Annotated in this window: 19 protein-coding genes and 5 pseudogenes; 11 read left to right on the top strand and 13 right to left on the bottom strand. The window is 61.3% G+C overall.

All coding sequences use genetic code 11. From position 1 onward, the window contains the following. Positions 1-241: 241 nt before the first annotated feature. Positions 242-1,291 (bottom strand): selenide, water dikinase SelD, encoded by a 1,050-nt coding sequence (selD, locus tag BKP54_RS33930; RefSeq protein WP_057205926.1) that lies wholly within the window; start codon positions 1,289-1,291, stop codon positions 242-244. Positions 1,292-1,666: 375 nt separating this feature from the next. Between selD and BKP54_RS33925 the strand changes: the two genes are divergently transcribed. Beyond that, positions 1,667-2,149: a hypothetical protein gene (locus tag BKP54_RS33925; protein WP_225968553.1), complete on the top strand. Its 483-nt coding sequence runs from the start codon at positions 1,667-1,669 to the stop codon at positions 2,147-2,149. Positions 2,150-2,310: 161 nt separating this feature from the next. Then, positions 2,311-3,626 (top strand): annotated as a pseudogene (locus tag BKP54_RS33920) (hemolysin family protein). 161 nt (positions 3,627-3,787) lie between these two features. Here BKP54_RS33920 and BKP54_RS33915 read toward each other — a convergent pair. From BKP54_RS33915 to BKP54_RS33905, 3 genes are read right to left on the bottom strand one after another with little or no spacing between them, the layout of a single operon-like run. Next, positions 3,788-4,834, bottom strand: a complete 1,047-nt coding sequence (locus tag BKP54_RS33915; protein WP_025429726.1) for a glutathione synthase — start codon at positions 4,832-4,834, stop codon at positions 3,788-3,790. An 8-nt stretch (positions 4,835-4,842) separates the two neighbouring features. Further along, on the bottom strand, positions 4,843-6,768 hold the full coding sequence (locus BKP54_RS33910) for a flavohemoglobin expression-modulating QEGLA motif protein (protein WP_084815651.1): 1,926 nt from the start codon (positions 6,766-6,768) through the stop codon (positions 4,843-4,845). Further along, positions 6,755-7,579: an N-formylglutamate amidohydrolase gene (locus BKP54_RS33905; protein WP_057205936.1), complete on the bottom strand. Its 825-nt coding sequence runs from the start codon at positions 7,577-7,579 to the stop codon at positions 6,755-6,757. Before BKP54_RS33905 ends, BKP54_RS33910 begins: the two co-directional genes overlap by 14 nt. 242 nt (positions 7,580-7,821) lie before the next feature. On the opposite strand from BKP54_RS33905, the gene BKP54_RS33900 reads away from it, so the two are divergent. Both BKP54_RS33900 and BKP54_RS33895 read left to right on the top strand, forming a co-directional pair. Continuing rightward, positions 7,822-7,977, top strand: a complete 156-nt coding sequence (locus tag BKP54_RS33900; protein WP_082523479.1) for a DUF3309 family protein — start codon at positions 7,822-7,824, stop codon at positions 7,975-7,977. A 29-nt stretch (positions 7,978-8,006) separates the two neighbouring features. After that, positions 8,007-9,023 carry a DNA topoisomerase IB gene (locus tag BKP54_RS33895; protein WP_082571756.1) on the top strand — a complete coding sequence of 339 codons (1,017 nt, stop codon included), beginning with the start codon at positions 8,007-8,009 and terminating at the stop codon, positions 9,021-9,023. Between the two features lie 12 nt (positions 9,024-9,035). On the opposite strand, the gene BKP54_RS33890 is transcribed toward BKP54_RS33895, so the two are convergent. The 5 genes from BKP54_RS33890 to BKP54_RS33875 all read right to left on the bottom strand — a co-directional run bounded on the left by BKP54_RS33890 (position 9,036) and on the right by BKP54_RS33875 (position 14,461). Further along, positions 9,036-9,398: a response regulator gene (locus BKP54_RS33890; protein WP_057205942.1), complete on the bottom strand. Its 363-nt coding sequence runs from the start codon at positions 9,396-9,398 to the stop codon at positions 9,036-9,038. Beyond that, positions 9,395-12,688, bottom strand: coding sequence for a PAS domain S-box protein (locus BKP54_RS33885; RefSeq protein ID WP_084815650.1), 3,294 nt, complete (start codon positions 12,686-12,688; stop codon positions 9,395-9,397). Before BKP54_RS33885 ends, BKP54_RS33890 begins: the two co-directional genes overlap by 4 nt. A gap of 118 nt (positions 12,689-12,806) precedes the next feature. Further along, entirely contained in the window at positions 12,807-13,877 is a 1,071-nt protein-coding gene (locus BKP54_RS33880; RefSeq protein WP_084815649.1) for a putative zinc-binding metallopeptidase, read from the bottom strand. A 42-nt stretch (positions 13,878-13,919) separates the two neighbouring features. Next, the gene (locus BKP54_RS35600; RefSeq protein ID WP_128090568.1) at positions 13,920-14,105 is read right to left on the bottom strand and encodes a hypothetical protein; all 186 of its coding nucleotides are present in this window, start codon (positions 14,103-14,105) and stop codon (positions 13,920-13,922) included. A 155-nt stretch (positions 14,106-14,260) separates the two neighbouring features. After that, the gene (locus tag BKP54_RS33875; RefSeq protein ID WP_025429734.1) at positions 14,261-14,461 is read right to left on the bottom strand and encodes a CsbD family protein; all 201 of its coding nucleotides are present in this window, start codon (positions 14,459-14,461) and stop codon (positions 14,261-14,263) included. Positions 14,462-14,665: 204 nt separating this feature from the next. On the opposite strand from BKP54_RS33875, the gene BKP54_RS33870 reads away from it, so the two are divergent. Both BKP54_RS33870 and BKP54_RS33865 read left to right on the top strand, forming a co-directional pair. After that, positions 14,666-15,373: a YetF domain-containing protein gene (locus tag BKP54_RS33870; RefSeq protein WP_084815648.1), complete on the top strand. Its 708-nt coding sequence runs from the start codon at positions 14,666-14,668 to the stop codon at positions 15,371-15,373. An 86-nt stretch (positions 15,374-15,459) separates the two neighbouring features. After that, entirely contained in the window at positions 15,460-16,152 is a 693-nt protein-coding gene (locus tag BKP54_RS33865; RefSeq protein ID WP_198956909.1) for an aspartate/glutamate racemase family protein, read from the top strand. Between the two features lie 90 nt (positions 16,153-16,242). Here the strand turns inward: BKP54_RS33865 and BKP54_RS33860 are convergent, their stop codons facing one another. Beyond that, complete coding sequence (locus BKP54_RS33860) at positions 16,243-17,256, bottom strand: 1-aminocyclopropane-1-carboxylate deaminase (protein WP_057223834.1); 1,014 nt, start codon at positions 17,254-17,256, stop codon at positions 16,243-16,245. A 159-nt stretch (positions 17,257-17,415) separates the two neighbouring features. Between BKP54_RS33860 and BKP54_RS33855 the strand changes: the two genes are divergently transcribed. Continuing rightward, on the top strand, positions 17,416-17,880 hold the full coding sequence (locus BKP54_RS33855; RefSeq protein WP_025429738.1) for an Lrp/AsnC ligand binding domain-containing protein: 465 nt from the start codon (positions 17,416-17,418) through the stop codon (positions 17,878-17,880). A gap of 73 nt (positions 17,881-17,953) precedes the next feature. Here BKP54_RS33855 and BKP54_RS33850 read toward each other — a convergent pair whose 3' ends face one another. Next, positions 17,954-18,340, bottom strand: a complete 387-nt coding sequence (locus tag BKP54_RS33850) for a type II toxin-antitoxin system VapC family toxin (RefSeq protein WP_025429739.1) — start codon at positions 18,338-18,340, stop codon at positions 17,954-17,956. Further along, positions 18,340-18,513: pseudogene (locus tag BKP54_RS33845) on the bottom strand (type II toxin-antitoxin system VapB family antitoxin); the annotation flags it as partial. The pseudogene BKP54_RS33845 and the gene BKP54_RS33850, both read right to left, overlap by 1 nt. On the opposite strand from BKP54_RS33845, the pseudogene repC reads away from it, so the two are divergent. The 4 genes and pseudogenes from repC to BKP54_RS33825 form a co-directional block, all read left to right on the top strand. Next, a pseudogene (gene repC / locus BKP54_RS33840) lies at positions 18,509-18,661 on the top strand (replication initiation protein RepC); the annotation flags it as partial. The pseudogenes BKP54_RS33845 and repC overlap by 5 nt on opposite strands. 134 nt (positions 18,662-18,795) lie before the next feature. Next, entirely contained in the window at positions 18,796-19,185 is a 390-nt protein-coding gene (locus BKP54_RS33835) for an antitoxin Xre/MbcA/ParS toxin-binding domain-containing protein (RefSeq protein ID WP_025429740.1), read from the top strand. Further along, entirely contained in the window at positions 19,182-19,700 is a 519-nt protein-coding gene (locus BKP54_RS33830; protein WP_084815645.1) for an RES family NAD+ phosphorylase, read from the top strand. Before BKP54_RS33835 ends, BKP54_RS33830 begins: the two co-directional genes overlap by 4 nt. Positions 19,701-19,968: 268 nt before the next feature. Next, positions 19,969-20,175 (top strand): annotated as a pseudogene (locus BKP54_RS33825) (cold-shock protein). A gap of 154 nt (positions 20,176-20,329) precedes the next feature. Here the strand turns inward: BKP54_RS33825 and BKP54_RS36970 are convergent. Beyond that, a pseudogene (locus tag BKP54_RS36970) lies at positions 20,330-20,455 on the bottom strand (integrase); the annotation flags it as partial.

The raw sequence follows: 20,455 nt of genomic DNA, 5'->3' as shown, positions 1-20,455 counted from the left end.
TTGTGGTAGTCGACGCCGATATGGTAATCATAAGAGGCAGTCATGCTTCCAACTCCCTTGTTGAGATCTTCGAAACCCCAATAAGGTAAGCCGAAAGGCCGGAAGCGTGACTGTCCCTCGATCATCATTGGCATCTCACTGATCCGTTCTCTCAGCGGGGGCGGCCTCTTTCATGCCACCTCCTTCAGCGTTGCTCTACCAACGGGATGCTGCGGCCGGTTGTTCCATCTCCCCTTTTCACTCAGGCGCGAACCTCCACCTGCACGGGGCCAGGTTGCGTGTAGCCGACGATGCTGGCGAGCGGGTAGCCAGCGTCCCGGATCGTCTTGACCAGACTGTCAGCGCTGGCGGCATCGCAGGCCACCAGAAGTCCGCCTGATGTTTGCGGGTCGGCGAGCAAAAGACGCTGCCAGTCCGCCATACCATCGGGCAATTTGATCTCGCTGCTATAACTCGCCCAGTTGCGCTCCGACGCGCCGGTGATGAAGCCTTCTCGGGAAAGCGTTTCGGCCTGCGACAGGAACGGAATGTTCGCGAGGGAGAGCGACACGGTCAAGCCGGACGCGCGGGCCATTTCGAGCCCATGACCGAGAATACCGAAGCCGGTGACATCCGTCAGCGCATGCACATGCGGATCGGCGGCAAGCTCGGACCCGATCCGGTTGAGAAGGGTCGTCGAGGCGATCATCTCCTCATAACAAGCCCGCGGCAGCGCCTTCTTCTTGAAGGCGGAGGAATAGATGCCGACGCCAAGGCCCTTGGTGAGGATCAAGGCATCCCCCGGCTTCGCGCCGCTATTGCGCCGCACCTGTTCCGGGCGACAGATGCCGATGACGGCAAGGCCGTAGATGGGTTCGACCGAATCGATCGAATGCCCGCCTGCCACAGGGATGCCGGCCTGCGCGCAGATCGAGGCGCCGCCTTCGAGGATCTTGCCGATCGTCTCGGGGGAAAGCTTGTTGATCGGCATCCCAAGGATCGCAAGCGCCAGGATCGGCTTGCCGCCCATGGCGTAGATGTCGGAGATCGCGTTCGTTGCGGCGATGCGCCCGAAATCATGCGGGTCATCGACCACAGGCATGAAAAAATCGGTGGTGGCGATGATGCAGGTGTGGTCGTCGACCTGCCAGACCGCCGCGTCGTCCGCCATCTCGTTGCCGACGAGAAGCTGGGAGAAGGGCTGCATGGCCGGCTGATTGGCGAGAAGCCGCTGCAGAACCGAGGGCGCAAGCTTGCAGCCGCATCCTCCGCCATGGGCAAGCTCAGTCAGACGGGGTTCAAGAGATGTCATGTGTGCTCCCGCGTAAAAGATTTTGCCCGTTCGACCGCGTAGTCTCGCCGGCAACCGATAGTTGGCAAGTTAGGACGATGTCGTGCGGGAGCAAGGCCGCTTCGATGCTTCTGCGAGATATGGCCGTCCGGAGCGGCAGGGTGACCGCGTCCCCGGTCGCTGCGACGGTTTGACCCGCCGAATCGACGCCTGCTGCGTGCGGGATTGTCGTGATCTGCCATGACAAGTTGTTGTATCCCTTTCGGTGTTGCGCCATGTGTACAACTGTCGATCAGCCGTCAGCCGAGCGGGGAAGTAACCTCGCGGGCAATTGGAGTCATGATTTTGTTTTCAAGAGTTTTTCTGCCTGCCCTTGCCGTCCTCGCCGTTTCAGGCGTGCCCGCAGCCTTTGCATCCGAAGATGTCGCGGCCTTTTATGACGGCGCCCTCTGCAACCCGCCCTACACGATGCAATCGGCAACCGAGTTCTATGACGCCGCCGAGAAGCTGGTGAAACCCGATACGTCGCTGCTGACGGCCTATGTCTACAAGCTGCCGTCCGACATCGGGCGTGATGGCTTTAAGACGAATGAGGTTATCTTCGCCGGCAGCTCCGTCGGCGTGCTGATCGAAGGCGCGCGTGCGGACGAATTGGCGGCCCGCTACCAGCTGGAGCGCGAAAAAAGCAGCATTCTCGGCACGTCCACCAAGGGCTATGCACGGGTTCTGCCCGATGCCGAACAGCCGACAGCGGAGATGGGCATCGTGTCGATCGTTGCCCGCGAAAGCGAAGCCATTCCCGGCAAGACCTTGCTCGCCTGCGAGTTCGTTTCGCATGCGGATCTGGAGGCGCTCAAGAATCTTGAAGGCGGCAACTAGGACGAAGCGATACGCCCGGCCGACAGGGCCGTCCGGGCGCATTCCGGGATGCGGGCGAAGTCACAAAGATCGCCTGCGTCCCGTCTGACGTGTACGGCAAGAGCATGTTAGGCTGATCGCATTTTCAACAATGCGAGGCGCGACGCGCCCGAAGGGAGACCATGTCCGGCTCGGATGGCAGTATGTTCGACTATCTCGGGATACTGGCCGTATTTCTGCTCGTTGCCGCCAACGGCTTTTTTGTTGCGGCCGAATTCTCGCTGGTTTCCGTCCGCCGCAGCCGCGTGACCGAATTGGTGGCACAGGGGCGAATGAACGCCAGTGCGCTCCAGCATGCCGTCGACAATCTCGACGCCAACCTGGCCGCCACTCAGCTCGGCATTACCATATCGTCGCTGGCGCTCGGCTGGGTGGGCGAGCCCGCTCTGGCGCATCTGATCCAGCCGCTGTTGAGCGGCCTGCCGATGGCATGGGCCTCGTTCGGTTCGCATGCGATCGCGGTCGCGATTTCGTTCATCATCATCACCGCGCTTCATATCGTGCTCGGAGAACTGGCGCCGAAGAGCCTGGCGCTGCAGCGCAGCGAGGGAACGGCCCTTGCGGTCGTGCGTCCGCTCGGATTTTTCCTGTTTCTGTTGCGTCCGGCGATTCTGGCTCTCAACGGCCTCGGCAATCTCGTGCTTCGACTGGTCGGTCTGCGGCCCGGCACCGGCGAGGCGTCGATGCATTCGCCCACCGAACTGAAGCTGCTTGTCGCCCAAAGCCAGGAGGCCGGTCTCCTCGATGTTGCCCAGCAGGAACTGGTCGAACGGATCTTCAACATCGGCGACCGCCGGATTTCCGATTTCATGACCCCGCGCATGGAAATCGACTGGATCGATGCAGACGACACGCGGGAGGAAATCCTGCGCACCGTCAGGGATTGTCACCATGAGCAGTTGCTCATCGGCCGAGGCGGCATCGACTATCCCTTGGGCATGGTGCTGAAGAAGGATCTGCTCGATCAATTGCTCGACGGCCAGACGCTCGATCCGATGAAGGCGATGCGAGAGCCGCTGGTGCTGCACGAATCGGCGCGCGTCTTCCGTGTCCTCGAAACCTTCAAGACCGCGCCCGTCCGTCTGGCGATCATCGTCGACGAATATGGCAGCCTCGAAGGCATCATCACCCAGACCGACCTGTTGGAGGCGATTGCAGGCGACCTGCCGGATACGGAGGCGAGCGATCCTGACATCGTCACCGCGCGGATGGTTCGCTGCTGATTGAAGGGCTGATGTCGGCGCACGACGCTTTTGAGCGGCTCGGCATTCATGACCGGCCGGAGGGCGATTTTCACACCATTGCCGGCTTTGCACTGCAGATCCTCGGCCATCTTCCGCATGTCGGCGAAACCTTCGACTTCCAGGACTGGCGCTTCGAAATCATCGACATGGACGGCATGCGCATCGACAAGCTCTTGGCGTCGCGCCAGGAGTGATACCACTGCATGTTTCCCTAAATCCTTCGATTTAGGGATAAAAACATGCAGCAATTCAAAGTGCTACAGCGACCTTTGCGCGTCTAATAAGACGCGCGGCGCTGTAGGTCCCGCTGCTGCGGAACTCGTCTCCTGGTCGGCCAGGCGATGTGAAGGCCATGTCAGAGCGTCGCCAACGCGCGGTTGGACAGGGCGCCGCCATAGGCCTCGCGAATGGCTACCTTGTTTTCCAGGGCAATCACGATCTCTTCGGCGAAATCGATCGCATGCAGGGCCCGAATGGATTGCAGACCACCGGGTGTGAAGACATTGATCTCCAGGATCTTGTCGCCGACGATATCCAGGCCCACCAGGAACATGCCGTCGTCGATCAGTTTGGGCCTCAGCTTTTCAGCAATCGCCAGTATGGCCGGGGTAATGGTTGCCGCCTGGGCGGTGCCGCTCGCGTGGATGTTGGACCGCACCTCGCCCTTGGCCGGAACCCGTCGAAAAGCGGCATAGACGTCGTCGCGAACGAGCGGGCGGCCGTTCATCAGGAAAAGCCGGATATCGCCTGCCGTGGCTTCTGGCAGGTAGCTCTGGGCAATGAGATAGCCGATCTCGCTGACGGCCTCGAAGATCTGGTTGAGGTTGGCTTCCTCGCTCGACTTTATCTTGAAGACATTCCTGCCGCCTGAGCCCTGCAAGGGCTTGAGGATGACGCCGTCGCGATGATCGTCGATGAACGCGCGGATCTCTTCGATGTTCTTCGAAATCAGCGTCGTCGGGCGCACGGCCCGGGGGAAATCCTGAAAGTAAAGCTTGTTCTGCGCAAGCGACAGACCGGAGGGATCGTTGACGACGATCGCGCCGCGCTCCGAGGCGAGGCGCCCGAAGTTGGCGCCGACATTGGCGGCCCACGGCCGGCCTTCCGCATCTTCGGACGGGTCGTTGCGCAGAAACAGCACATCGATCTCGCTGATGTCGACGACGCTCATCTTCGCATCGTCGGCTTTCAAAGCCGAAATGAACGTTTCCGGCTTTTTCGGCTTCGTACCGTTGAGGCTGCGCGCCCGGATCATCAGCTTGTCGTCGGGCCGCAGGATGAAATCCGCCGGGGTGACGTAGCAGATTTCATGCCCGCGGGAGAGGGCGGCAAGCGCCAGCGCCGTCGTCGTGTAGGACGCTGTCTCGGAGTCTATCGAGTTGACGAAGAAGGCTATGCGCATCGGATCTCCTACTCTGCGACCATGTCGAGCGGGGTTATTCCCCCACGCGCCCGGTCCAGCCGGGCACGTGCATGGGCGTCATCCAGAAATATAGGGCGCACCGCCGGCGCACCCAGCAAGCCGCGCAAGCTCAACTCTTGCATGGCTGCGAAATGTGAGGCGGCGATCTTGCCCATCCAGAAGGGTTCAAGACTGCCGCCTGCGGCCAGATGGGCAAGCAGCTGAAGAAGCCCGCGCAGATAGATCGCGTCCTTCGCCAACCCGCCTCCGCGATAGATCCGCAGGACGATGTTGAAGGCGTCTGAAGGCTGAAACCAATGCTGATCGACGAGCAGCCGATAGGTCTCCGGGAAAAGCGCACCGTTCAACATCGCCGCGCAGGCAATCACGCGCGCCGCAATCAGCCGCAGGCGCCCCAGCGTCATGCCGCCGCTCAAATATTCGGCAAACACGGCAAGCCCTTCCTGCATGCCCTCGTAGCCTGCGAGGCCCGAGCGGAAGAGCCGCAGCCCCTGCGCCGAGCCGTTGAAATAGGTCAGCAGGTGCACGCCGATTTCGTGATTGAGCAGGGCCTCGACGCGGTGCCGGCTCATGGCCGTGCTGCGCGAAATCAACAGCTGGCTCCTCGACACCAGCAATCCGGCGGGAATGTCGTCGCGCAGCTCCACCGAGGCGGTGAAATCGGCATATTGCCGCTTATAGGCCGAAACCATCGTTTGCGCCCGGTTGCGAACGTAGTCGCAATCCACATTGTCAGCCGCCGGTTTTTGTCCGGGCTTGCCGGTCCGCTTTTGTGTCTGCACCAGGATATCGGTGGCGACGTCGAGGAGTTTAGCCTCCACCGGACCATAGAGCGCCCGGCCGAATTCGACGAATGTGCGGCTCTCGCGGGCCGAGATCATCGAAAGCTGCAGGTCGAGCTCCTGTTGTTTCTGGCGATAGAGCGCGTAGAGCAACGGGTCCTCGAGATGCTCGAAGCTGATCGAAAAAAGCTTCTTCTTTGCGGCCTCGACTTCAAGTGTCAGCGGCCGATAGAGCAGCCGCGGGCCGACTTCGTATCGGCTCGAAACAAACTCCGCCCAGGCCGCATCGGCGTTGATCGGCGTTACCGCCAGGAGGAAATCGAAACTTGAGGCAATCTCGTCTATGGCGCGGTCGGTGCGGGCCACCGTCTCGACGAAGGTTTTACGGCCGAAGGCCCGGTGCGTCGAAACGCGCGTGTCCGTCGCGCATTGGGTCGCTGCCGCCAGCGCCTTGAGACCGGCATCGAAGATGTTGGCAATCAGGCGTTCTCTTAGTTCCGGGTAGATCCGTCGCGTGCCCGGCTCGCGATAGATCGGCGCAAATCGCACACTGATGTGGGGGAACGCCGTCAGCGCTTTGCCGTTGGCGTCTTGCGGCGGTGGCGACAGCAGGTCCATGTGGGCGGTGCGAAATTTGCCTTCGATCGTGCTGACGGAGCCGAGGAAGGCTTTCGCGGCGGCCTCAGCAGCCGGGTCCTCGCCAGCGGTGACTTCGATCGTGAAAGGCGGCAGATAGGGCGCGTCCTTGGCGGGCGCCTCGTCCCGTTCGAGTTCGCCATATTCGAGCACGAAGAAAGCGCCGAGACGCTGTCGAAGCGCGCTTCCGACTGCCTCGATGACAGCGGCAGCCGCCGCGGCGTCGGGTGCCATCAGGTAGGAGGCGTTGGACTGGGTGATCTCGCGTGCCACGACGGCTTGCTTCGCCTCGGCGATAAACACGCAGAGAAAGGGCAGCGGTCGGTCGATGTGCAGGCGCCCGCCCTCGGCAAATTCGCGCCGCACCGCTTTGCCGGCCTCAAGGCAGGCGATCACCTCGCCGAGCCACACATCATCTGGTGCCCGGTGCCCGGCTTCCTGATGATCCCGGGCGTGTGATCCCTTGGCGTCGCTGCGCTCTTCATCGGCGCGCATCCAGCGCCTTGACGAGATCAGGCACAGTCGATGCCACTAGCGCGCGCAATGCCTCCAGCACCTCGAAATCCGGCTCGCCGGTCCATTCGTCCATGAAGAATTTCTTGAACTCGATGGCGATCGCGCAGCCCGTCTGCGGAAAGTACTCATGGATGAAACGCGTTTGTTCGCCGCGCCCCTGAAACGCGACATTCTCGCGAACGTCGAAACGCCTGCCCTGAAATTCGAAGCGGTGAAAGGTGTCGAGCAGTGTCGCGAGCACATCGGCCCAACGGTCGCGGTTCATCGAATGGGTGCCGATGTTGATCTCGGGCGCACCTTCGGGATCAGAGGGTGTGGCGGTCGACCCACCGCGCCGATGATTGTAGCTGTGCACATCCAGAACGACGAAGCTGCCATGCCGCCGCTCGATCGACAGCAGCATCGATCGCAGCATGCGATAATATTCGTCATGCAAGACGAGTGAGCCCTCGTGAAGTTCATGAGGAAGCGCGTCTCGCCAGACCGTAAGCCCCCAGGCCTGTAAGGGGTCGACATATACCGCGCCGTCGCGGGCACGGTTGAGATCGACCTCGAAGCGCGAGCGATGCACGATCACCCGGTTCACCAAGTCCTGAATGATAAAGGCGGTGTAGGGATCCTCTTCCCGCAGGCGCTCTTCATCGGCAAGGGCTATCAGCGACCGCAGATCGGCGCGCAGGCCGTGCCCGTCGTGTATCGCCGTAGCGACGACGGGACTGTCGCCGCGATGCACGGTCCACCAGCTGTCTTCATCGAAGTCCTGTCGTTTATCACCTGTTCGATCAAGCATATTCGGGTCCCGTTCCTCCCTCGTCGATGGACCTGTGGTCTGGCTACAATTCGCGAGAGAACGGTTCGGTTCCAAACGCTGCGCAATTCGCATCGGGACGAGAGGTGCAGGGAGCATGCCGATGGCGGTCACACTGGGACGGTCGCGGCTCGTTGCGTCTTGGCTGCTGCACGGGCGACGGAACCAATGCGCCTCCGCCGCATTTTCCCAACACGTTACAACGCATTAGGGAAGGTGGAGCCATGCTTGGAACCATTCTGCTTATCGTATTGATTCTGCTGCTGATCGGTGCGTTTCCGAGCTGGCCGCATTCGACCAACTGGGGCTATGGCCCATCGGGCATACTCGGCGTTCTGGTCGTCGTTCTCTTGATCCTCCTGCTCCTGGGACGGATCTGACGGTGGCGTAAATCTTGTCACCCGCGTCGATGGAACCCGACCTCATCTACGTGACCGACGCCGATCCGGGCATAAGGCGCTACCGGAAGGGAAAGCGCTTCAGCTATCGCCTTCCGGACGGCTCGACCCTCAAGGATCCGGACACCCGAGCGCGTATTGCAGCGCTCGGCCTGCCACCCGCCTATGAGCGTGTCTGGATCTGTTCCAAGCAGAACGGCCACCTGCAGGCGACCGGCTTCGATGCGCGCGGGCGAAAGCAGTACCGCTACCATGATGCCTGGCAGGAAATGCGCAATCACGCCAAGTTCGATCAGTTGATCGACTTCGCCACTGCCCTGCCGAAAATTCGCCGGACCCTTCGCCGCCATATGGATGGGCCGCTTGACGATGCTCGCACCGTGCTCGCCGCCCTTTCGACACTGCTCGATCAGGCGAGCCTGCGCGTCGGCAACGCCACCTATGTCGAGGAAAACGGCACCTATGGCGCAACGACGCTTTTGAAACGGCATCTCAAGCTGCGCGATGAGGGCATCGAGCTTCGCTTCATGGGCAAGGGCGGCAAGCGTGTCGTTCGCCGGCTGCGTAGTCCGCGGCTGCAACGGTTGCTCGAAGATATTGCCGACCTGCCCGGACGCCAGCTTTTCGTCAGCAGGGACGCGAACGGTGATCTGCATCCGATCGATTCCGGTCGGCTCAATCGCTATCTCGCCGACATCTCCGGTGCACCGATCTCGGCCAAGACATTTCGCACCTGGGCGGGAAGCGTCGCCGCTTTTACCGAGGCGCGCCTGGCGCTGGCGGAGGAGCGGCGCCCCTCGGTCAAGCGGATGTGCGAGGCGGCGGCCGACGTGTTGCACAACACCCCAGCTGTCTGCCGCAAGAGCTATGTTCACCCTGATATCATCGCCCTTGCCGATAGGGAGGGCAAAATCAACCTGCGGCGGCTTGAGGCACGGCCAAGGCAAAGCAACCTGTTGCGTGCCGAGGAGGATCGCCTGCTGCGGTTCCTCCAATACGCCGCGCGCGCGAAGAGGCGTGCGACCTGAGTTGGGTCGTGATCATTTGCCGGCCAGCAGGCCCTCAACTGTGCGGATGAGGTCCCGGCTGTTGAACGGCTTGGAAAGGCGGGGAAGGTTGCGATACTGCTCGGGAAGGTCGGAGGCGGCGTAGCCGGTCAGCAACAGCACCGGAACGCCGCGGGCCAGCAGCTCGTCTGCCACGGGATAGACGAACTCACCGTTGAGATTGACATCGAGCGTCGCTGCCTGCGGTGTCTCCCGCTTTGCCGCGGCGATCGAACTGCGCAGGCTGGTGAAGGGGCCGATAACATCGAAACCCGCGGCCTGCAGGTCGTCCTGGATCTGTATCGCCAGCAGATACTCGTCCTCGACAACAAAGACGCTCCGTTGTCCGCCATTCATCGTTCAGCACCTGCGGCGTAGGGCATGTGGATCGTGTACCTCAAACCGCTCTTTGCAAAATCCAGTTCGACGTCGGCGCCGAGGTCGGAGCCGACGACGCGTTCCAGCAGCAGCCGGCCAAAACCGTTTCTGGAAGGCGGGGCGACTACGGGACCACCGGTTTCACACCAGTCGATGTGAAGCGCCTTGTTGGCCCGATCCAGGCTCCAGCTGACGTCGACATGCCCGCTTTCCACCGAAAGCGCGCCATGCTTGGCGGCGTTGGTTGCGAGCTCATGGGCCGCCATGCCAAGGGCCAGAGCGTGCCGTGGCGAGAGCATGATCGCCGGTCCGCCGAAGGAGACGTTGCCGGCGTTTTCGTTCTTGTAGGGCGCAAGCTCATCGCAAAGGATCGTTTCCAGCGAAACGCCGGCCCAGGTTGCTTCCGCGAGCCGGGTATGCGTCTGGGCGAGAGCCCGGATGCGCGCATGAAACGATTGCTCGGCCTCCTTGCGGTCGGGGGTCATGGCGAAGGACTGGCGGGCGATCGAGGTGACGGTCGCGAGCGTGTTCTTGACACGGTGGCTGAGTTCGGCAACCAGCAGATTGCGCTGCGCCTCGGCGTCCTTGCGTTCGGTAATGTCCATGCAGACGCCGGCGAGGCGCAGCGAGGAGGGTCCTGCGCCTTGCAGAAAACGGCCGAACGCCTCCAGCCAGCGAATGGATCCATCGGGGCGGCGGATGCGATAGGATGTGTGGTAGTCCTCGCGCCTTTCGATGGCGGATTGGATCTCAAGCTCGACCATGGCGAGATCATCAGGGTGGATGTCCGCCTTGAAGTCGTCGAGCGTGCCGCCGAAACTGCCCGGCTCTAGCCCGTGAAGTGCTTCGAGGCCCGGCGACCAGATCACCTTGCCGGTGTCGAAGTTCCATTCCCAAGCCCCCATCCGGCCGGCTTCGAGCGCCATCTGCAGCCGCCGCTCGCCATCGCGCATCGCCTGTTCGGTCTCCTTGCGCTCGGTGATATCGACGAAAGCGGCAACTGCGCCTTGCGGTATGCCCCAGGCGTCGATCAGCGGCGTGGCATTGCCTAGCAGATGCCGGGACGTGCCGTCGTCAAAGCGGATCTCCTGTTCGAAGCTGCGCACCTCTTCGCCGCGTGCCGCCCGCTGGACCGGCAATTCGTCCGGCGAAAGCAACCTGTCTTGCGAATAGACCTTGAAGTGCGCGGGCCGTTCGCCGGGCGGTGCCGAGAGGGAGGGATTGCTCTCAGGCGGCAGCCGCAGCAGCTCGAACGAGCTTCTGTTGCCGCTGATGACCCGACAATCTGGGGTCCTGGCAATCCAGATCGGCGCCGGGACCGCTTCCATGAGCGCGAGCACCTCCGTCGCCCTGGCGCGCTCCTTTGCCTCGTTGTGCCGCAGCAGATCTTCGGCCCGCCGTCTCGCCTCTTCGGTCCGGATGCGCTGCACGCTGAAGCTCAGCTGGCGGGCGATGGTCTGAGCGAGGTCGACCTCGGAAGCGGCGAAGTGATGCGTCGTGTCGTAGTAGGTCATGAACTTGCCGATCAGTCGGCCTGCCGAGACCAGCGGAATGAAGCCGAGAGCGCCGATGCCTTCGGTTCGAACGGCTGCGCGCAACTCATCCGAGATGTCGGCCAGGCCAATATCTTCGATGAAGATCGGGTTGGGATCCTGCGCCTCCGCGCTCCATGGCGTGTGGCCGTCGACGGCGAGGCGATAGCGTTCCGAAAGTCCGCGGGAGGCGACAAAACGCATGGTGCCGGTCTCGTCGATGAGCAGGATCGATGCCCGGCTGCAGCGCAGCGCCGATTGAATGGCGTCGAGCGCAGCCTCATAGACGGCGGCGATCGACCGCGCACGGTGCACTCGCTCGGTAAACTGATAGAGCGAAGCCTGCTCGCGCAGGCGCTCGGAAAGCACCAGCTCGGCTGCCTTGCGTTCGCTGATATCGCGGGCAATCTTCGAAGCGCCGACGACACGCCCCTCGTTATCGAGGATCGGCGATATCGTCAGCGATATGTCGATGAGGGTGCCATCCTTGCGTTGCCGTCTCGTTTCATAGTGATCGACGCGTTCGCCTTTGCGGATCCGGTCTAGGATTTGCATTTCCTCGTCTTCATGGCCCTTCGGAATGAGGCGCATGATCGGGGTTCCCACCATCTCCTGCACGCTGTATCCGAACAGTGCCTCGGCGCCCCTGTTCCAGCTGGTGACGACGCCGTTCAGGTCCTTGCTGACAATGGCATCATCAGAGGATTCGACGATCGATGCGAGATGGCGGGCGGAAAGCTCGGCAATCCGGCGGCTTTCGCTTTGTTTTTGGCTGTCGGCAAGCAGTCGAGCGTTGTCGATGGCGATGGCCGCTTGGGCGGCGATGGCAACGACGATGTCCTCGGAATCGTGGGTGAAGACACCCGGTGCGTCATGGCCGAAGAACAATCCCCCGAGCACGGCCCCGGAGCGGGCGATCACCGGAACGGCGAGGTAGCTGACAACGGGCAGATGCCCCGGCGGCATGCCGAGATGCGGCTCGCTCAACCCGTAGCGCGGGTCTTTGCGGATATCGTCGCTGCGCACGACCCTTTCGCCGTTGAAGGTCGGCGCGAACACTGCCGTCTTGCGCGGCGGGCCGAATTTTTCGAACGCTTCCCGCGGTGCGCCGGACAGGGTGAAGAGTTGAAAATGCTCACCGGTCTCGTCGACGACATTGTAGAAGAACGCACCGAATTTCGCGCCGCTGAGTTCCGTGGCGCTGTCGGTCACGGTCTGGACGATATGCTCGATATCGAGGTCGCTGGCTAAAAGCCTGGAGATGCGATCGAGCGCCTGAATGCGGTCGGTCTTGGCGCGCAGTTCCTCTTCCGCCGCCTTGCGCTTGCCGATGTCGATGAGGACATTGACGGCGCCGATCATCTCGCCTTCGGCATCGAAGATCGGTGTCGGGTAAGGAACCACCGCCACCATTGTCCCATCGGGACGCGCGGCGATCAATTCCTCGCCACGAACGGCGCGTTTGCTGAGGAGCGCCTCGGCCATCGGGCATTGATCGGTCGGCAGCACCGTGCCGTCAGGTCGATGCAGGCGCCAGCAGACGCACCAGCGGTCCGCATTGAGGCGTGGTTCGCGTCCCGCCAACTCCGCCGCAGCGCGATTGAAATAGGTGACGACCCCGGCCGCATCCGTGGTGTAGATCGCGATCGGAAGGCTGTCGAGGACAGCTCTCGATTCGATCGTCTGCGATCCCGCTGCTCCCGCCAGCGCTGCCGCCAATGCTTCTGCGCCGCTCATAATTCCCTCCGCAAGCGCTTGCTAACGCAGGGCAACGCGGCGCGATGGGATTTTGTTCCGCTTGCATTCTGTCCAACCCGGCTCGGTGATCACGCCCCAGCCTCAAATCCGGAGGCCTTTACCGGCTCGAAGTGGCGGCGCCGAGGATCAGCCGATTGATGAAATCCAGCTTCTGGATAACCGGCTGCGACAGGACGAAGGGATAGCTGTCGGGCTGGCCCATCGACCGCTGGATGGCGTTGAGCGCAACGCTGAGCGGCACCCACGCCTCGACAAGCACGCCTGCGCTCGGCTCCCGATAGGGATCGAAGGGGATTTCGGCCTCGAGCGTATCATGCCCGATCGGATCAAGGACCATGCCGAAGGCGCGCCCGGTCTCCAAGGCGTCGACGATGTGGAAGAGATGGGCCCAGCACTCGGCGAAATCCTCTGACGGATGGGCACTCGCATAGGGGCTGATGAACCGTTCCTGCCAGTCGTCGGGAGGGCCTTGATAGTAGTGGCGTTGCAGTGCTGCCGCATAGTCCTGTGTCTCATCGCCGAACAGTGCGCGCGCCTCGATCCTTGTCGCCTCGTCAGCGACGAGTTTCTGCCAGTAGAAGTGACCGATCTCGTGGCGAAAGTGCCCGAGCAGCGAGCGGTAAGGCTCGTTCATCGATACTCGCACGCTTTCGCGAACGACGTCCTCCGCCTCGGAGGCGCGCAGACTGATCATTCCATTCTTGTGGCCCGTTCGGGCAGGTACGGTGTTGCCGTAGGTATCGACGGTGTCGGCGAGGAATTCGAACGCCAGCCCGTTCTGCGGATCCTGCTCGCGGGTGGGATGCGGCAGCCGCCAGCGCAACAACGAATAGAACAGATGACGCTGTGCCAGGCCTATTCTGCGCCAGCGCTCAAGGCCGACGCCGTCGATTGTCGGCACGATGGTGTTGTGACGACAGGCGACGCAGTAGCGATCGGGCTGATCGGCCGGCACCAGCCAATGGCAGACATCGATGACGGCATTGTCGCAGAAGCGAAAGGTCCGCGATCCGCCGCCGTGGACCTGCCACAGTCCGTCGTCGAGTGGCACCAGCGCGTGCATCGCCACATCGTCTGGATCGAACCCGAGGGTCGATCCACAGCGCATGCAGCTGCGGTTTTCAAAATGGATCGTCTGACCGCAGGCGCTACACTGGAAGAGCCGCATTCTTTCTCCTTGCAGGGGTTCTCCGGTCTTCGAAAGATGCTCTCACGTACAGCTTTTGCGTGCTTTCATGGCGGCATCCAGGGCCTGCCGCGACGGGCCATATTTCTCAAACAAGGGCCGGGCTTCGAGCGGCGGCAGATCATAGGCGCGGATGAATTCGGTCAGATCATAGATCTTGCTCCAGCCGTATACCACGTCTCTTTGAGCCACGGGCCGGTTCTCTTGCACGGGTCTTCCCATCGTTGTCGGATTTCTCCCTGGGGTCATGATGCGGTCACTGTTGCGGCCACGCCAACAACCCGGCTGGCCTGACAAAGTTCCATTTCCGTCGTGCTCTCAGAAAAAAACCCCGCCGGAGCGGGGTTTCTGAAATCGTTGAACGGTCAGAGCTGACGTCCATACCATTCGTCGATATCGCGGCGAGCGCGGTCCTTTTCGATGCCGTAGCGTTCCTGGATCTTGCCTTCGAGCTGATCCCGCTTGCCGGCGATCTGATCGAGGTCGTCGTCGGTGAGCTTGCCCCACTGTTCCTTGACCTTGCCCTTGAACTGCTTCCAGTTGCCTTCAACACGATTCCAATCCATCTGCGGGTCTCCTGACGTTGTGGTTGCACTGATAGGCAAACGCCTCGTGTCGGCTTTGGTTCAATCGTTGGGGCAAAAAGTTCGGGACGGCGATGACGCCGCACGCGCCCGGGCCGCACTTCGCTCTCGCCTTTCTCATCCAGCGCTACAGATAGAAACGAGCAACCGTCAGCGCCTCCCGGCGCCTTGTGGAGGAGTGTTCCCATGAATGAGCCGTTCGTGGCTTTCGATCTCGGCAGGATGATGATCGGCGACGAGCCGCCGCTTTTCCTGCTCGAGATCGCGCTGAGGACGCTGATCATCTACGCCTACACGCTGTTCCTGATCCGATGGATCGGCAGCCGGTCGATCGGCCAGCTCTCGCTGGTGGAGTTCCTGCTGGTGATCGCGCTTGGCTCTGCGGTTGGCGATGCGATGTTCTATCCCGACGTCCCGCTCGTCCATTGCATGGTCGTCATCACCGTGGTCGTGCTGCTGGACAAGTCGTTGAGCTACATCGTTGCTCGCAACCGAAAGCTCGAGGACGTGATCGAGGGCGTCAGCGTCGAGGTGGTGCGCGATGGCGCAATCCTCTGGAAGGCGCTGACGCGGCTGAACGTTGGCCACGACGAGCTGTTCGAGCAGCTCCGCCTGAAGCAGGTGCGGCATCTCGGACAGGTGCGGGCCGCCTATTTCGAAACCAACGGGCTGCTGTCGGTTTTCACCTTCGATGAGCCGTCGACCAGGCAGGGGCTGTTGATCGAGCCACCCTGGGACGTCAGCAAGCCGACGCAGTTCCGGTCCGGATCCGCCGTTCGGGAGAAACGCCGTCTTGCCTGCGTGCAGTGCGCAGAAGTCCTCAAGCTTTCTCCGGGCGAAATGGTGCCGCCTTGTCCACGCTGCGGGGCGGAGCTCTGGCACGAGATCCATTAGCGTGTGTTGCTTGTGCGGCGGCGGATGTGGCAGAAATTAGGATCGCCGAGCTTTAGGTTTGCTCGCAATCGGGAAGGACAAGCGCATTGAAGGTCATGGGACTTATCGGCGGCATGAGCTGGGAAAGCTCTGCCCAATACTATCGTATCGTCAATCAGGAAGTCCGGGCGCGCCTGGGCGGCGTGCACTCGGCCAAGAGCCTGATGTGGTCGATGGATTTCGGTGAGATCGAGCGGCTGCAGCATATTGGCGACTGGTCGGCCCTGACGGGCGAAATGACCGATGCTGCCCGCCGCCTTGAAGCCGGAGGCGCGGATTTCCTGGTGATCTGCACCAACACCATGCACCGGATGGCCGATGCTGTATCCGCAGCCGTCTCCATTCCGCTCTTGCATATTGCCGACCCGACGGCGGAGAAGATCAAGGCGCTCGGCCTCAGCCGCGTCGGATTGCTCGGCACGGCCTTCACCATGGAGCAGGATTTCTACAAGGGGCGGCTGATCGAACGGCACGGGCTGGACGTTCTGGTGCCCGGCGACGAGGACCGGAAAACCGTCCACGACATTATCTACAAGGAGCTCGTGGTCGGCCGTGTCGAGGACGCGTCGCGCGACGCTTACCGTCAGGTCATTCAGCGACTGGTGGAACGCGGCGCCCAGGCGATCATCATGGGCTGCACCGAGATCATGCTGTTGATCTCCCAAGCCGACAGCCCCGTTCCGGTTTTCGACACCACCGAACTGCATGGGCTTGCGGCGGTCGATCGCGCTCTCGCCTGAATTGATGTCCTCTTGTCCACGGCCGGACAGTCCTGCCCGGCCGTAGCGTTCGAAGCGCTGGATCGAGATACCCGGCGGCCGGCGGAGATATCAGCCGTTGCGAAAGGTGTAGCCGTAGCCGTTGAGCGCTGGGGCGCCGCCGAGATGGGCATAAAGAACCTTTGATCCCTCGGGAAAATAGCCCTTGCGAACGAGATCGATCATGCCCTGCATCGATTTGCCTTCATAGACGGGGTCGGTGATCATGCCCTCGAGGCGGGCGCAAAGCCGGATCGCCGCCTTGGTCTCGTCGGAGGGCACGCCGTAGACCGGATAGGCATAATCCTCGAGCAGCACCACGTCCTCTTCGGTGAGATCGGTGCCGAGCTCGACCAGTTCGGCGGTCCTGCGAGCAATGTCGAGAACCTGTGCTTTTGTCTGCGCCGGGGTGAACGAGGCGTCGATGCCGATGACCTGCCGCTGGCGGCCGTCCTTGGCAAAGCCCACCAGCATGCCGGCATGGGTCGAGCCGGTGACGGTGCAGACGACGATGTAGTCGAACTTGAAGCCAAGCTCTTCCTCCTGCGCACGCACCTCCTCGGCAAAGCCGACATAGCCGAGCCCACCGAACTTGTGCACGGAGGCGCCGGCGGGGATGGCGTAGGGTTTGCCGCCACGCGCTTTCACGTCCTCGATCGCAGCCTCCCAGCTTTGGCGGATGCCGATGTCGAAACCTTCATCGACCATCTGGACCTCGGCGCCCATGATACGGCTGAGCATGATGTTGCCGACGCGGTCGTAGACGGCGTCCTCGTGCGGCACCCAGCTCTCCTGCACCAACCGGCATTTGAACCCGATCTTGGCGGCAACGGCGGCGATCATGCGCGTGTGGTTCGATTGAACGCCTCCGATCGACACCAGCGTATCGGCTCCGGAGCTGAGCGCATCCGGAATGATATATTCCAGCTTGCGCAGCTTGTTGCCGCCGAAGGCGAGGCCGGAATTGCAGTCGTCTCTCTTGGCGTAGATCTCGACCTGACCGCCCAGATGGCCCGAGAGCCGGTCGAGTTTCTCGATATGCGTCGGCCCGAAGGTGAGCGGGTAACGTTCGAATTTTTCCAACATGTTGTTCCCTTCCTTCTGTTTTGAAAGTCAGGAAACGCTACCACCCATCACGTGGAAGGTGCTCTCTAATATCATGCAAAGATTTTGCATTTGCCCCGGCAGATTGCATAAGATCACAGATTGCATCCGCATATCACGACAAATAAGGAAGATTCTTCCATGCAAGGTGAACTCGATCGTATCGATCTCAAGATGCTGCGCCTGCTGCAGAAGAACGGCCGGCTGACCAATGCGGAGCTGGCGCAAATGGTCGATGTCAGTGCTGCGACATGCCACCGACGGACCCAGAGGCTGTTCGAGGAAGGTTACATCAGCAATGTGCGTGCGCTTGTGGCGCCGCAGAAGGTCGATCGCGGCGCGCTGGTCATGGTCGGCGTGGTGCTCGATCGCTCGACGCCGGAGAGTTTTCGCGAATTTGAAAAGGCGGTCGAGAAGCTGAAGTTCATCCTCGACTGTCATCTCGTTGCCGGCGACTTCGACTACTTCTTGAAAATTCGCGTGGGTGACATGGCCGATTTCAATCGGATCCACGGGACGCAGCTGATCGCGCTGCCGGGCGTCCGCCAGACAAGGACGTTCTTCGTGATGAAGGAAGTGGTCGACAACGCCGCCCTCGATTTTTGAACGGTCGGCGCGATCGACCCCGGGCTAGGGGCTCCGCTCACCGTTTGTGTGCGACGACCCCGCTCGTCGTTTGTCATGCTGCCTCTATGTCTGTGCGCGAGAAATCGTCACCATTGAAGAGCAATGGCTCGTTGCGCGACTTGGCCAGCGCATAGGAAAAACAGTCCCCAAAATTCAGGCTCGCCGGGTGCCGGCCCTTGCCAAAGTTGCGCCAGGCACGTCTTGCAATAGCAATCTGTTCCGCGTCGACAGCGACGACTTCGACACCCGCTTTGTAGGGCCATAGATCGAGCTCGGCAGCGCCCGCCTCGCCGAGGCGAGCCTCGATCACGATGGACAGTTCAAGAATTGTCGCAGCTGAAATGAAACGCCGCGGAGCGTCGACTACTTTTTGCTCGTAGGTTTCTGCGTCCGGTTCGTTGAACGCGATCGCAACAATTGCTGATGTGTCGATGACCATCAGTTGGGAAGGCCGTTTTCGTCATACCCCAAAATCTCATCGGCAGAGCGCTTATCCAGCACCGGGAGCTTCGCCCAGCGTTTACGGCTCGCCGCCAGTTCCTCGAGAAGCACTTCGCGATTTCCGGCATTCGCGAGGCGCCGCAGCCGCTCTTCCAGGGCGCGGCGCGTGGCCTGCATTCTCGAGAGGGCAGGGCACATCAACTCGGCCGGCGGTAATCTTCGCAATCTGACGGATAAGGCGCGGCGAGGGGAGTTTTCGCTCGGACCGGTGCTGATGGCTCTATTGCGGGCGAACCCGGTGATTGCTCGAAGCGCCTAGCGAACGGCTCTTTGGAGGGCAGCAACCTGAAGCTTCTCGCTACCCCGGCGAATCTGTCGTAGTCGCTTGCGTTGTCGCCAATAGAGTCATATATTTTGCACAATAAATGAGTTACTCGATATGGCGGAATGATCATGCCTCAGGTTCTGAAATCTCTAGAGCAAAGCGGTCCCCTGGTCCTGTCCTATATGGATCGCTCGGGAAAGATCGCTGTGGAACGGGTCGCAACCGGCTTCGGCATGTCTAAGAGCCAGTTGGCCGAGACGGCGGGCCTAGCCCGCGAAACGCTGTATAGAAGCGAGCGTAGCCTGGGCGCGAAAACGCAGAGTCGCCTTCGGGAAATGCTGGAGATTATCAGTCGCGTCTCAGATTGGGCCGGTGGTAAGGAGCAAGCAATGGCTTGGTACCGGGCTCAACCTCTACCAGCTTTTGGCGGGCGTACGCCCGAGGCTCTCGTAAAAGACGGCAAGGCCGCGGCGGTGCGAGATTACCTCGATCATATGGCCCTAGGGGGCTTCGCTTGAGGTTTGTGGGCAATTGTTACCGTGCGCACGATCCACGCTGGGCTTTCAAACCGGTTTCAGGAGATGGCGCGGCTATAAGGGGCGCGCGGTTCAACCCAAAAGGCGTGTCGGCTCTCTATCTCGGCCTCAGTGTCATGACGGCGATTAAGGAAGCCAATCAAGGATTTGCTCATCGTATCGACCCCTGCGTACTTTGTTCCTACGATGTCGACTGTGATGACATCGCGGACCTTACTTCTGACGTTGGTCGGGCCGCGAATAGTGTTTCGGTGGAGGAAATGGCCTGCAGTTGGGCCACCGCGCTTTCCGAAGGAAGGAGGCCCCCATCCTGGTCGATATACGATCGACTGAAGGCGAGGGGTACGGCAGGCATCATAGTACCCAGTTTTGCGCCTGGCTCCGAAGAGGGAGATCGAAACCTGGTGCTTTGGAACTGGGGCCCCAGCCTGCCGCATAAAGTGCAGGCACATGACCCAAGTGGTCGGCTTCCGAAGGATCAGCTGTCCTGGGATTAGGCGCATCGGCGCAATAAGCGCGTCTGTTCTTGCAGCCATAATACGTCGGCTCTACCGTGCTTACAGCAAAGGTAATCAACCAAGACCCGGAATTTAGGTCCGGTGGGATAGACGCGATATAGCAGGACCGCCGGCTGTTGGCTGCGTTCGGCCAAGACACGGCAGCTCGCATGACTTTCCGTTGACGCCGGAACCGTCTACTAATGTGAGCGCACCAGTGTCATTCGAGCCTATCTGTCCGACAGGACGATGATCAAAAGAGGATACTTTGGCAACCGGTACAGTAAAATGGTTCAACACAACAAAAGGCTTCGGTTTCATCCAGCCGGATGACGGAACTGCTGATGTGTTCGTCCACATTTCCGCGGTGGAGCGAGCTGGTCTACGCGGACTCAACGACGGCCAGTAGATTACCTATGAGCTGGTGAAAGACCGCAAGTCCGGCAAGATGTCGGCGGACAACCTCCAGACCTGAGCCCATTGCGATTCTGCAGCTTACTGCATGCAGTGTTTGTTCTGCTCCAGCGGTGCCTCTGGCCGGACGTCCAGGACCACACGCCTCCGCCGGCATGACCGGCGCTTTCAGGTGATCAGCCGGGCCGCGCGACCTTGTTTTCGCTCAGCGTCGTTTCCACCTCTGCCGGCATGCCATGGCTTTTATCTTCGGCACGCTTAGCCGGGTCCCAGAGGTGATGGGCGATGAATTTCAACAGCAGGCTTTCGGGCGCCGGCCAGGGGAGAGGAGCGCCGGTGGC

The organism is Ensifer sp. 1H6 (assembly GCF_001976035.1).
GTDB classification, from domain to species: domain Bacteria; phylum Pseudomonadota; class Alphaproteobacteria; order Rhizobiales; family Rhizobiaceae; genus Ensifer; species Ensifer canadensis.
This window is presented reverse-complemented; position numbering and strand designations above follow the sequence as displayed.